Here is a 12,637-nt window from a genome sequence, read left to right as displayed (position 1 = left end):
TGCGAGCCCAGGCCCACCGGAAGCCCGTAGGCCAGCACCTCCACCACACCGCCCAGGGTGTCGCCGTCCTTGTGCGCCCGGTCGATCTCCTCGACCATCGCCCCCGACGCGTCCGGGTCCAGACAGCGCACCGGATCCGCGTCCAGCCGCTCCACATCACCCGGCACCGGCACCACACCGTACGGAGCCCGCGCACCCGCCAGCTCCACCACGTGCGACACCACCTCCGCACCCGCCACCTCCCACAGGAACGACCGCGCCACCGCACCCAGCGCCACCCGCGCCGCCGTCTCCCGCGCCGAAGCCCGCTCCAGCACCGGACGCGCCTCACCGAACCCGTACTTCTGCATCCCCGCGAGATCGGCGTGACCCGGACGCGGCCGGGTCAGCGGAGCATTGCGGGCCGACGCCGCCAGCACCTCCGGGTCCACCGGATCCGCCGACATCACCAGCTCCCACTTCGGCCACTCCGTGTTCCCCACCATCACCGCCACCGGCGACCCCAGCGACAACCCGTGCCGCACACCCCCCAGGAACGTCACCTCGTCCCGCTCGAACTTCATCCGCGCACCACGCCCGTACCCCAGCCGCCGCCGCGCCAGATGACCCGCGACCAGCTCCGTGGTCACCGGCACCCCGGCCGGAAGCCCCTCCAACGTCGCCACCAGTGCGGGACCGTGCGACTCCCCCGCCGTCAGCCAGCGCAACCTGCTCAACGGTGCTCCTCCGTGCTCGCGCCCCGGTAATCCCTGCGTACGCGTCTGCTCGCGTACGGCGACGGCTCGACCGGTGCGCGGCCCCGGCCCGCCGGGTCCGATCCTCCCACGTCCGGCCGGCGGATCCGGCGGCCGGTCCATCTGGCGGACGAGCGCGTAGCGTCGCCGGAGGGACCCGGCGCCCGCGCTCCCACGGTCCGGGGGCGCGGCCGGGGTGACCGGGGCGGACACCACCGGTGCCCGCGTCAGGGGGCCCGGCCGGGCGCGGCGGCGGGCGGCGCGGCGTCCTAGCGTTCCGCCAGGGCGCGCTCGCCGGCCTTCCGCATGGCCGCCAGGGGGGCAGGGACGCGCCCCGTCATGCGCTCCACCTGGAGCGCCGCCTGGTGCAGCAGCAGGTCGAGGCCGCCGACCAGCGCGCCGCCGTGCGCCGACCAGCGGGCGGCGAGAGCGGTGGGCCAGGGGTCGTAGAGCACGTCGAAGAGGGTGCCGGGCCGTTCCGGTACGGCGGTGGCGAGCGCGTCGGTGCTGCCGGCCGGGGTGGTGGCCACCACCAGGGGGGCGCTCAGTGCCTCCTCGGCGCGGGCCCAGTCGACGACGCGCACCTCGGTACCCAGCCGTTCGGCCCAGCCGCGCATCTCGGCGGCCCGCTCGGGGCTGCGGACGTAGACGGCGATCTCACCGGTGCAGACGCGGGCCAGCGCGGCCAGGGCGGAGGAGGCGGTGGCGCCGGCGCCCAGGACGGCGGCGCTCTCGACCTGTTCGACGCCGTGCTCGGCCAGGGCCGCGACCATGCCGGGTATGTCGGTGTTGTCACCCCTGCGGCGGCCGTCCTCGCCGAACACCACGGTGTTCACGGCGTCCACCGAGGCGGCCGTCTCGCTGATCCCGTCCAGCAGCGGGATCACCGCCCGCTTGAGCGGCATCGTCAGCGACAGGCCCGCCCACTCCGGGCCCAGCTTCCCCACGAAGTCCTCCAGCGCCCGCTCGTCCACCTCGAAGGCGTCGTACGACCAGTGGTCGAGCCCCAGCTCGGCGTAGGCGGCGCGGTGCAGGACCGGCGAGAGGGAGTGGGCGATCGGGGAGCCGAGCACGGCGGCGCGGCGGCGGTCAGTTGCCCGAGCTGGCATCGAACTTGTCCTTCAGTTTCAGGAACTCGGAGTGGGTCTTGGCGAACTCGGTCTTGTTCAGGCCGTCGGTGGCCACGAAGTAGATCCAGCCGTCGGCCGTCGGGTCCAGCGCCGCCTGGAACGCCTCGTCGCCCGGGTTGCCGATGGGACCCGGCGGCAGGCCCCGGTGGTAGTAGGTGTTGTACGGGTCCGGGTTGGTGTTGATCTCGGACTCGCTGATGTGGATCTTGCTCTGGCCCATCAGGTAGTTGAAGGACGAGTCGAACTGGAGCTTCTGGTTGGTCTCGGTGTTGGTCGGCTTGAGGCGGTTGTAGACGACCTCGGACATCTTGCGGAAGTCGTCGTGGGTCTTGCCCTCGGCCTGCACCAGGCTCGCCACGGTCAGCAGCTGCCAGGGCCCGTCCAGGCCGAGGTCGTCGGCCTTCTCCGCCAGGCCGAGCTGCTCGTACTTCTCCGTGGAACGCGCCACCATCTGCTTCAGCACGTCCTCGGGCTTCTGTCCCTTGGCCGCGGAGTAGCTGGACGGGAAGAGGAATCCTTCCAGCGGGTCCTTGACGTCCTTGTGGTTCTGCGCCCAGTCGGGCAGCCCGAGGTTCTTCCACTCCTTCTTGGCGACGGCGGCGGTGGTGCCCTCGCTCACGCCGAGGCGCTTGTCGATGTCCTTGTAGACGGCGACGTTGCGGCGGCCCTCGGCGATGATCAGGTTGCTGCGGCTGCGCGGGCTGAGGAGCAGTTCGACCGCGCTCTTGGCCGACATCTCCTTCTGCAAGGTGTAGACGCCGTCCTGGATGCTCTTGCCGCGCGGGTCGCTCTGCTGGGCGGCGACGAAGGCGTCCACGCTCTTGACGACACCCGCCCGCTTCAGCTCCTGCCCGATCACGGAGCCCCCGGCGCCCTTGGGGATGGTGACCATGACCTGCTCGCCGCTGCCCTCGCCCGCGAAGTCCGGGGCGGCCGCGAAGCGGTCCTGGTAGAACTGGAAGCCGAAGTAGGCGACGCCCGCGGCACCGCCGCCGAGGACCAGGCAGACCACCAGGCAGGCCGTGCCGTTGCGGCGCTTCCGCGGCCGGGCGCCCCGGCCCCGGCGCTCCCCCCGGCCGCCGCCCCGGGGGCCGTCGCCGCGCGGACCGTCGTCCCCGTCGTGGTCTCCGTCGCCGGAGGCCCGGCGGCGGTCGCGGTCGCCGTCGCGGTCGTCGGGGTCGCCGTCCGCGAAGAAGGCGTGCTCCTCGCCCTCCGGCCCGTCCTCCCACTCGTCCCGCCGCTCCGGCGCGGGCTCGGCGCGGCGGCGGCCCGGCGGCTCGGGCGGCGGATACGCCTCCTGGGTGCCGTACTGGTCCGGCCGCTCCGCCCCGTAGCCGGCGCCCCGCTGCCCGTAGGGGTCGGAGGGATCGCCGGGGTAGGCGGCGCCGGGATGCGGCCCGGGGGCCTGGGGGTGGGCCGCGGGAGGGTGGCCGCCCGGGTGGCCCCCGCCGTCCCAGCCGCCGTCGTGGCCGTGCTGGTCCTGTGCCGGGGAGCCGTAGCGCGGGTCGTACTGCGAGGGGTCGTACTGCTGCTGTCCCGGGGGCTGCTGCCCGTACTGGCCGCCCTGGTCGTATCCCTGCTGCCCGTAGGGGTCGTACCCCTGGCCGGAATGCTGCTGTCCGGGCTGCGGCGCGCCCTGGTGCTGCCCCGGGTGCTGCTGCCCGTAGGGGTCGTACTGCTGCCCGCCGTCGCCCCAGGTCTCGTACTGCGCCTGCGGCTGCTGGGGCTGCTGCGGATAGTCCTGTGGCCGGCCGCCGCCGTAGGGGGACTGCGGGTCCGGATGGGCCTGCTGCCCCCCCCATCCGCCGTCCCCGTACAACGGGTCCTCCGGATGCCACGGTTCGGAGCCCTGGCCCCGGCCATACTCGGTCATCGATCCCCTAGAGCCGCGAGGCGGCGGTGTGAGCGGCCGAATCCTGGTGGCCCGCTCCCGTTCCGTCTCTTGCTGAGCGGCGGCTGTTCGAACACTGCCGCATCGCGCGGAACGTTACCGTATCGCGATCACATGACCACTTCGACGCCCTCGCCGGGTGCCTCACCTGACACCCGTTCGGATTCGAGGGCCTGCTGGAGGATGATCACGGCGGCGGCCTGGTCGATGACCGCACGGCCCTTCCTGGACCGCACGCCGGAGGCGCGCAGCCCCTGGCTGGCCGTGACCGTCGTCATCCGCTCGTCGACCAGCCGCACGGACAACGGCGCGACGCCCCGGGCCAGTTCCCGGGCGAAGCCCCTGACCTTGGCCGCGGCCGGGCCCTCGCCCCCCTTGAGGGAACGCGGGAGCCCGACGACGACCTCGATCGGCTCGTACTCCTCCACCAGCTGCCGCAGCCGGCGGTGGGCCGCCGGGACGTCGCGGCCCGGGACGGTCTCCACCGGCGTGGCCAGGATCCCGTCGGGGTCGCAGGAGGCGACCCCGATCCGGGCGTCCCCGACGTCGATGGCGAGGCGGCGTCCTCTGCGCATCGTCCGCCTACTTCGCGGTCTCGGCGACGAGGCGCTCGACGGCCGCGACGGCCTCCCCGATGGCCTCCGGGTTCTGGCCGCCGCCCTGGGCGACGTCGGGCTTGCCGCCACCGCCGCCGCCGAGCGTCTTCGCGGCGGTGCGCACCAGGTCACCGGCCTTGAGGCCGCGCTCCCGGGCCGCCTCGTTGGTGGCGATGACGGTGAGCGGCCGGCCGTTGGCGGTGGTGAACAGGGCCACCACCGCGGCCCGCCCGCCCTGGACGCGGCCCCGCACGTCCAGAACCAGCTTGCGCAGGTCGTCGGCGGTGGTGCCGTCCGGGACCCGGCCGGTGACCAGGGCCACGCCCCGCACGTCCCGGGCGGACTCGGCGAGACCGGCGGCGGCCTGGAGGACCTTCTCGGCGCGGAACCGCTCGATCTCCTTCTCGGCCTCCTTCAGCTTGCCGAGCATGGCGGAGACCTTCTCCGGCAGCTCCTCCGGGCGGCCCTTGACCAGTTCCTGGAGCTGGGCGACGACCGTGTGCTCACGGGCGAGGAACTGGTAGGCGTCCACGCCGACCAGGGCCTCGATGCGGCGCACCCCGGAGCCGATGGAGGACTCGCCCAGCAGCTTGACCAGGCCGAGCTGGGCGGTGTTGTGCACATGGGTGCCGCCGCACAGCTCCTTGGAGAAGTCGCCGATGGTCACGACCCGGACCCGCTCGCCGTACTTCTCTCCGAACTCCGCGATGGCGCCCTGCTTCCTGGCCTCGTCGATGCCCATGACATCGGCGCGCACGTCCAGGTCGCGGGCCAGCACCTCGTTGATCTTCTGCTCGACATCGGTCATCACGGCCGTCGGAACGGCGGCCGGGGAGCCGAAGTCGAAGCGGAAGCGGCCGGGCTGGTTCTCGGAACCGGCCTGGGCCGCCGTCGGGCCGAGGGCGTCGCGCAGGGCCTGGTGGGTGAGGTGGGTGGCCGAGTGGGCGCGGGCGATGGCCCTGCGGCGCAGCCCGTCGATGGAGGCGTGCGCCTTGGCGCCGACCGTGATCTCGCCCACCTGGACGACGCCCTTGTGGACATAGACGCCGGGGACGGGCTTCTGGCAGTCCCGGACCTCGATGACGGCACCCGAGTCGGCCCTGATCCGGCCGGTGTCACCGATCTGACCGCCGCCCTCGGCGTAGAAGGGGGTGCGGTCGAGGACGATCTCGACCTCGTCGCCCTCGGTGGCGGCCGGAGAGGAGACGCCGTCGACGAGGATGCCGACGATGGTGGACTCGGCCTCGGTGTCGGTGTAGCCGACGAAGTCGGTGGCCCCGGCCTGGTCGGCGATCTCGCGGTAGGCGCCCGTCCCGGCGTGGCCGGTCTTCTTGGCGCGGGCGTCGGCCTTGGCGCGCTCCCGCTGCTCCCTCATCAGGCGCCGGAAGCCGTCCTCGTCCACGGAGAGGCCCTGTTCGGCGGCCATCTCCAGGGTGAGGTCGATCGGGAAGCCCCAGGTGTCGTGGAGCAGGAAGGCCTTGTCACCGGCGAGGACGGAGCCCCCGGCGGCCTTGGTGTCGCTGACGGCGGTGTCGAGGATGTTGGTGCCGGCCTTCAGCGTCTTCAGGAAGGCGTTCTCCTCGGCGAGGGCGACCTTCTCGATCCGCTCACGGTCGGTGATCAGCTCGGGGTACTGCTGCCCCATCATGGTGATCACCACGTCGATCAGGTCCTTGACGACCGGACCGGTGGCGCCGAGCAGCCGCATGTTGCGGATGGCGCGGCGCATGATGCGGCGCAGCACGTAGCCGCGGCCCTCGTTGCCGGGGGTGACTCCGTCGCCGATGAGCATCACGGAGGTGCGCATGTGGTCGGTGACCACCCGCAGCGAGACGTCCGAGGCGTGGGCGTCGCCGTAGGCCACGCCGGTCAGCTCGGTGGCCCGGTCGATCACGGCCATCGAGGTGTCGATCTCGTACATGTTCCGCACGCCCTGCAGAATCATGGCGAGGCGTTCCAGGCCGAGACCGGTGTCGATGTTCTTGCTCGGCAGTTCACCGAGGATCTCGAAGTCCTCCTTGCCGGTGCCCTCGCCCCGCTCGTACTGCATGAAGACGAGGTTCCAGATCTCCACGTACCGCTCGTCGTTGACGGCCGGGCCGCCCTCGACGCCGAACTCGGGGCCGCGGTCGTAGTTGATCTCGGAGCAGGGGCCGCAGGGGCCGGGGACGCCCATGGACCAGTAGTTGTCCTTCTTGCCGAGGCGCTGGATGCGCTCGGAGGGGACTCCCACGACGTCGTGCCAGATGCGCTCGGCCTCGTCGTCGTCCTGGTAGACGGTGATCCACAGGCGCTCGGGGTCGAGGCCGTAGCCGCCCTTGTCCCGGGAACCGGTGAGCAGCTCCCAGGCGAAGGCGATGGCGCCTTCCTTGAAGTAGTCCCCGAAGGAGAAGTTGCCGCACATCTGGAAGAACGTGCCGTGGCGCGTGGTCTTGCCGACCTCTTCGATGTCGGGGGTGCGCACGCACTTCTGCACGCTGGTGGCGCGGTCGAACGGCGGCTTGACCTCACCCAGGAAGTAGGGCTTGAAGGGCACCATGCCGGCCGGGACCAGCAGCAGAGTCGGGTCGTCCGCGATGAGCGACGCCGAAGGGACGACGGTGTGACCGCGCTCCTCGAAGAAGCTCAGCCAGCGGCGGCGGATCTCGGCCGACTCCATCAGTGGTCCTCATTCCGGTTGTGCGGGTACGTCGTGCGGTCGGCGTACGTCGGGTCGTTGCGGTTCTCGATGACGGCGTAGTGCCGGGGTGCGGGCAGCTCCCGGTCGACGGGGGCGCCGATCCCGAGCGCGTCGCCGAGTTCGGCCTCCCGCTGGGCCATGTTGTCGCGGACGTCGAGGGCGAAGCCCACCGCGCGGTCCCTGATCCGGGTGCCCGCGTCGAGCGCCTTGTTCGCCGCGGTCGCGGCGAGGCTCTCGGGGGTGAGCTGCCTGAGCTTCCGGTTGACCTTGGCGGTGGCCCACACACCGGCGGCGACGCCGGTGCCGAACCAGAACGTACGGCGGAACATCCCTGCGTCAGTCCTTCTTCCGCTTGGTGCGTCGCCCGGCGCCGAGCGTACGGCCGACGATCACGGTGCGCCGGGGCTCCGGGGCGGGGGCCGCCGCCTCCCGGCGTCCGCCGAGGGCGCGGCGCACCCCGTAGCCGAAGGCCGCGACCTTCACCAGGGGCCCGCCGAAGGTGGAGGCCACCGTGGTCGACAGGGCGGAGGCGTTGGAGGTGACCTCCTGCACGTCCGAGGCGATGGCGTCGACCCGGTCGAGCTGGGTCTGCGCCGAGCGCACCGCGGAGGAGGCGTCGGAGAGCAGCGGGACGGCCTGGTCGGTCACGTCCGCCACCAGTTTGGTGGTCGCCCTGAGCGTCTGGGCCAGCCTCGCCAGCGCGACGGCGAGGAAGGAGACCAGGATCGCCCAGAAGACGGCCACCAGGATCCCGGCCACCTCACCACCGGACACCGCGCACCCGCTCCCTGAAAACGTGCCTGAACATCGAGAAAGTCGTGCCCCGAGCCTATCGCGCCGGGCACCGGACTCCGTACCGGATTCCGGCCGGGGCGCCGCGGGATCCGCGGGGCGGCCGGGCCCGGGGCGGGGGACGGCGAAGCCCGCCGCCCCGCCCGCCGGGACGGCGGGAGGACGGCGGGCCGAGGCACCACCGGGTGGTACTGCGTCCGGCTGGATCAGCGGGCGTAGTACTCGACGACGAGCTGCTCGTCGCAGATCACCGGGATCTCCTTGCGGTTCGGCTCGCGGTCCAGGCGGAACGCCAGGGCCTTGAGGTTCACCTGGAGGTAGCGCGGGGTCTCGCCCTCGGGGGCGAAGCCGCCCTCACGGGCGATGGTGAAGAGCGTCTTGTCCTTGCTGCGCTCGCGGACCTGCACCACGTCGTCCGGGCGGACGCGGAAGGACGGCTTGTCGACCTTCTGGCCGTTGACCTGGATGTGGCCGTGGACGACCATCTGGCGGGCCTGGTAGATGGTGCGGGCGATGCCCGACCGCAGGACCAGGGCGTCGAGACGGCGCTCCAGCTCGATGACCAGGGCCTCACCGGTCTTCATGGTGGTCTTGGCGGCACGCTCGTAGGCGCGGACGAGCTGGCGCTCGCTCACGTCGTACTGCGCGCGCAGACGCTGCTTCTCCAGCAGACGGACCTTGTAGTCCGAGTTCTGCTTGCGGCCGCGGCCGTGCTCGCCCGGCGGGTAGGGGCGGGCCTCGAAGTACTTGACGGCCTTCGGGGTCAGCGCGATGCCGAGCGCACGCGACTTCTTGACCTTGGGGCGGGACTGGTTCGCCACTGTCTGTGTCTCTTTTCTGGGTTTTCCGGCTTGTCAGGGTTGAGGGAGGTCGCATCCGCAGCCGGGAGAACCCGCGGGGCCACGAGGGACCCGTCGGGCAGCCGCTTCCCTGGTCTGGGCACATACGTGCAGCACGCGAGTGGCCCACCGGCCCTCCGGGATGCCCCGTGGGTGGTGGGCTGCCCGCGACACCGTTCGACGGTGCGCGACGCTCCTGGAGCCCGCTGGGGGCTCCGGCCGGACGTCCCGTTCTGACAGCACGGGACTCGGCACTCCGGGCGATTCTACAGGCCGCTCAGGACCCCTTGCGACCGAGGTGCCCCCGGGTCCATTCGACGGCGTCGGCGTACCGGGCCTCGGCGCCGTGCCGGGTGGGCGTGTAGTAGGTCCGCTCGGCCAGGGCGTCCGGCGCGTACTGCTGGGCGGCGATGCCCTCGGGCAGGTCGTGCGGGTAGACGTAGCCCTTGCCGTGGCCGAGCTTGCCCGCGCCCCGGTAGTGGCCGTCGCGCAGATGGGCCGGGACCGGTCCGGCCAGCCCCTTGCGGACGTCGTCCAGGGCGGCGCCGATGGCGGTGGTCGCGGCGTTGGACTTGGGGGCGAGGGCCAGGGCGATGGTGGTGTGGCTGAGGGTGAGGGCGGCCTCGGGGAAGCCGATCATGGCGACGGCCTGGGCGGCGGCGACCGCGAGGGGCAGCGCGTTCGGGTCGGCGAGACCGATGTCCTCGCTGGCGGAGATCATCAGGCGGCGGGCGATGAACCGGGGGTCCTCGCCGGCCTCGATCATCCGGGCCAGGTAGTGCAGGGCGGCGTCGACGTCCGAGCCGCGGATGGACTTGATCAAGGCGCTGGCCACGTCGTAGTGCTGGTCCCCGTCGCGGTCGTAGGTGACCGCGACGCGGTCGACCGTCTCCTCCAGCGTGGTCAGCGCGATCTCCGCCTCGCCCTTGTCCAGGGCGGCCCCGGCGGCGGCCTCCAGCGCCGTCAGGGCGCGGCGGGCATCGCCGCCGGCGATGCGCAGCAGGTGCTCCTCGGTGTCCGGGGGCAGGGCGACGGAGCCCTTGAGGCCCCGCTCGTCGGCGAGGGCCCGGCGGAGCAGGTCCCGCACGTCGTCGTCGGTGAGCGGTTCGAGGGTGAGCAGGAGGGAGCGGGAGAGCAGCGGGGAGATCACCGAGAAGTACGGGTTCTCCGTCGTCGCGGCGATCAGGGTGACCCAGCGGTTCTCGACGGCCGGGAGCAGGGAGTCCTGCTGGGCCTTGCTGAAGCGGTGGATCTCGTCGAGGAAGAGGACCGTCTCCCGGCCGTAGCCGCCGACCGCTCGGCGGGCGCCGTCGATGACCGCGCGGACCTCCTTGACGCCCGCGGTGATGGCCGACAGCTCCACGAACCGCTTGTTGGTGGCCTTGGAGACCACGTGGGCGAGGGTCGTCTTGCCGGTGCCGGGCGGGCCCCAGAGGATCACCGAGGAGGGGCCGACGGGCCCGGCGGCGCCCTCCCCCACGAGGCGGCGCAGGGGGGCGCCGGGGTTGAGGAGATGGCGCTGGCCGACGACCTCGTCGAGGGTGCGCGGCCGCATCCGGACGGCGAGGGGGCTGCCGGCCGGGTCCTTCTCCTGGCGTTCTTCTGCTGCGGCGGTGAACAGGTCGGGCTCCACGTCCTGAACCCTAAGCGACAGCGCCGACAACGGGTCGGGCCGGTCCGGGGACCGGCCCGTCCGTGGGCTCGTCCGAAAGCCCGACCGTCAGCTCGTCCAGAAGTCCCACCAGCGGGTGAGGATCATCATCCCGATGATGCCGACGTGCACCACGGGCAGCACCCAGGTGAACTCGCCGAAGAAGGAGCGCAGCCAGCCGGGCGCGGGCAGGAAGCCCTTGCGGATGTTGAGCGAGGTGACGTACCAGAACATCACGATGGTGGCGACCCAGGCCAGGCAGCACCAGAGGCACAGGGAGTTGATCCGGTACAGGGACTGGAACTGGAGCCAGGTGACGAATCCGACGCCGAACAGGCAGCCCGCGTTGAAGGTGAGCCAGTACCAGCGCGGGAAGCGGGCCCCGGTGAGCAGGGTCACACCGACGCAGACGACCATGCCGTAGGCGACCAGCCCGAGCAGCGGGTTGGGGAAGCCGAAGACGGAGGCCTGCTCGCTCTCCATGATGTTGCCGCAGGAGACGACGGGGTTGAGGCTGCAGCCGGGGGTGAACGTGGTGCCGGCGATCTTGGCCTCGAGGATCTTCTGCTTGTCGATCGTGATGATCCACGCGGCGAGCAGGCCCGCCGCGCCGGTGATGATCAACAGCAGGGCGAGGGCTCGGCTGCCGCCCTCGGTGCGCGAACGGCCGGTGGTGGGGTCCGGCGCTGGCTCTGCCACGGTGGAGGCATCCTTCACAGTCGTCTTGCTCATCACACCGATTCCGTCGTTCGGGGTCGGGACCTGCTTCGGGCAGGGCCATTGTGCCGGACGCGCCTGTGAGCCCACCGTTCGTTCTTCATAAGAACGTACTGACGATCGCCCTCAGGGATCGGGGCGGGACCGACGCCCGTTCGCCGGGCGCACACACGGACGAGGAGCCGCGCTCCCGGCCGGGGCGGGGACGGCGCTCGGGCCCCGGACGGCGGTGCCGCCCCGGGGAAAGGGGCGGCACGGGAGCCTGCTCGGCGCGGGGAGCCGGGGCGGCGCGGAGGGGCCGCGCCGCCCGGACGGGCCGGGCCGCGGCTCCGGCGCGGGTCAGCCGAGCCGCGACTCCAGCTCCGCGACGACCTCGTTCACGCCGATCGCGGTCTGCTCTCCGGACTCCATGTCCTTGAGCTGGACGACCCCGTCCGCGAGGTCCCGCTCGCCCAGCACCAGCGCGTAGCGGGCGCCCGAGCGGTTGGCCGCCTTCATGGCCGCCTTCAGCCCCTTGCCGCCGTAGGCGAAGTCGGCGGCGACGCCGTTCCTGCGCAGTTCGGTGACCTTGGCGAACAGGACCCGGCGGGCCTCCTCGCCGAGCGGCACGGCGAAGACGGAGGTGGTCGCGGGGACGTCCGGCTCGATGCCCTCGGCCTCCAGGGCGAGGACGGTGCGGTCGACGCCGAGGGCCCAGCCGACGGACGGCAGCGCGGGGCCGCCGATCATCTCGGACAGGCCGTCGTAGCGGCCGCCGCCGCCCACCGCGGACTGCGAGCCGAGGCCGTCGTGGACGAACTCGAAGGTGGTGCGCGTGTAGTAGTCCAGGCCGCGCACCAGCCGGGGGTCGTCCTCGTAGGCCACGCCCGCCGCGGTGATCAGCTCGCGGACCTCCTCGTGGTACGCCTTGCAGGCGTCGCACAGGTAGTCGCGCAGCAGGGGGGCCCCGGTGAGCTGCCGCTGGACGTCCGCGCGCTTGTCGTCCAGGACGCGCAGCGGGTTGATCTCGGCGCGGCGCAGCGTCTCCTCGTCGAGGTCGAGACCGCGCAGGAAGTCCTGGAGGGCGGCCCGGTAGACGGGACGGCACTCCTTGTCGCCCAGGCTGTTGAGCAGGATGCGGAAGCCGCGCAGGCCCAGGGAGCGGTACGCCTGGTCGGCGAGGATGATCAGCTCCGCGTCCAGGGCCGGGTCCTCGGCCCCGATGGCCTCGGCGCCGACCTGGGAGAAGTGGCGGTAGCGGCCCTTCTGCGGGCGCTCGTAGCGGTACTGGGAGCCCGAGTACCAGACCTTGACCGGCAGGTTGCCCGCCTTGTGCAGGTTGGCCTCCAGGACGGCGCGCAGCACGGGGGCCGTCGTCTCCGGGCGCAGGGCGAGCCGGTCGCCGCCCTTGGTCTCGAAGACGTACATCTCCTTGGTCACGATGTCGGTGGACTCGCCCACCCCGCGGGCGAACAGTTCGACGTTCTCGAAACCGGGCGTCTCGATGTAGCCGTAGCCGGAGGCGCGCAGCGGGGCGGCGATGGCCTCGCGGACGGCCAGGTACGTCGCGGAGTCCGGCGGCAGCAGGTCGTACGTGCCCCTGGGGGCCTTGAAGGTGCTCACGGAAG

Annotated in this window: 11 protein-coding genes; all 11 read right to left on the bottom strand. The window is 72.4% G+C overall.

Going from position 1 to position 12,637, the window contains the following annotated elements; translation table 11 throughout:
• On the bottom strand, positions 1-716 hold a 716-nt coding region (aroC, locus tag GTY84_RS22880), incomplete at its 3' end, for a chorismate synthase (RefSeq protein ID WP_161228230.1).
• A gap of 287 nt (positions 717-1,003) precedes the next feature.
• Positions 1,004-1,843, bottom strand: a complete 840-nt coding sequence (locus GTY84_RS22875) for a shikimate dehydrogenase (protein ID WP_161228228.1) — start codon at positions 1,841-1,843, stop codon at positions 1,004-1,006.
• The gene (gene mltG, locus GTY84_RS22870; protein ID WP_161228226.1) at positions 1,824-3,737 is read right to left on the bottom strand and encodes an endolytic transglycosylase MltG; all 1,914 of its coding nucleotides are present in this window, start codon (positions 3,735-3,737) and stop codon (positions 1,824-1,826) included. The genes GTY84_RS22875 and mltG overlap by 20 nt, the downstream gene beginning before the upstream one ends.
• A gap of 128 nt (positions 3,738-3,865) precedes the next feature.
• The gene (gene ruvX / locus GTY84_RS22865) at positions 3,866-4,330 is read right to left on the bottom strand and encodes a Holliday junction resolvase RuvX (RefSeq protein WP_161228225.1); all 465 of its coding nucleotides are present in this window, start codon (positions 4,328-4,330) and stop codon (positions 3,866-3,868) included.
• A 7-nt stretch (positions 4,331-4,337) separates the two neighbouring features.
• Complete coding sequence (gene alaS, locus GTY84_RS22860) at positions 4,338-7,010, bottom strand: alanine--tRNA ligase (RefSeq protein ID WP_161228224.1); 2,673 nt, start codon at positions 7,008-7,010, stop codon at positions 4,338-4,340.
• Positions 7,010-7,360: a hypothetical protein gene (locus tag GTY84_RS22855; protein ID WP_161228223.1), complete on the bottom strand. Its 351-nt coding sequence runs from the start codon at positions 7,358-7,360 to the stop codon at positions 7,010-7,012. The genes alaS and GTY84_RS22855 overlap by 1 nt, the downstream gene beginning before the upstream one ends.
• Before the next feature lie 7 nt (positions 7,361-7,367).
• A complete protein-coding gene (locus GTY84_RS22850; RefSeq protein ID WP_161228222.1) occupies positions 7,368-7,805 on the bottom strand; it encodes a DUF948 domain-containing protein in 438 nt (145 codons plus the stop codon).
• Positions 7,806-8,029: 224 nt separating this feature from the next.
• Positions 8,030-8,644 (bottom strand): 30S ribosomal protein S4, encoded by a 615-nt coding sequence (gene rpsD, locus GTY84_RS22845; RefSeq protein ID WP_161228220.1) that lies wholly within the window; start codon positions 8,642-8,644, stop codon positions 8,030-8,032.
• Positions 8,645-8,939: 295 nt separating this feature from the next.
• Complete coding sequence (locus tag GTY84_RS22840) at positions 8,940-10,295, bottom strand: replication-associated recombination protein A (protein WP_161228218.1); 1,356 nt, start codon at positions 10,293-10,295, stop codon at positions 8,940-8,942.
• An 87-nt stretch (positions 10,296-10,382) separates the two neighbouring features.
• Positions 10,383-11,045 carry a vitamin K epoxide reductase family protein gene (locus tag GTY84_RS22835; RefSeq protein ID WP_161228216.1) on the bottom strand — a complete coding sequence of 221 codons (663 nt, stop codon included), beginning with the start codon at positions 11,043-11,045 and terminating at the stop codon, positions 10,383-10,385.
• A 324-nt stretch (positions 11,046-11,369) separates the two neighbouring features.
• Positions 11,370-12,632: a histidine--tRNA ligase gene (hisS, locus tag GTY84_RS22830; protein ID WP_161228214.1), complete on the bottom strand. Its 1,263-nt coding sequence runs from the start codon at positions 12,630-12,632 to the stop codon at positions 11,370-11,372.
• Positions 12,633-12,637 lie beyond the last annotated feature (5 nt).

Source organism: Streptomyces sp. SID8352 (assembly GCF_009862265.1).
Lineage (GTDB): Bacteria > Actinomycetota > Actinomycetes > Streptomycetales > Streptomycetaceae > Streptomyces.
The sequence above is the reverse complement of the archived record's forward strand: the minus strand, read 5'-3'. Positions and strand labels throughout refer to the sequence as shown.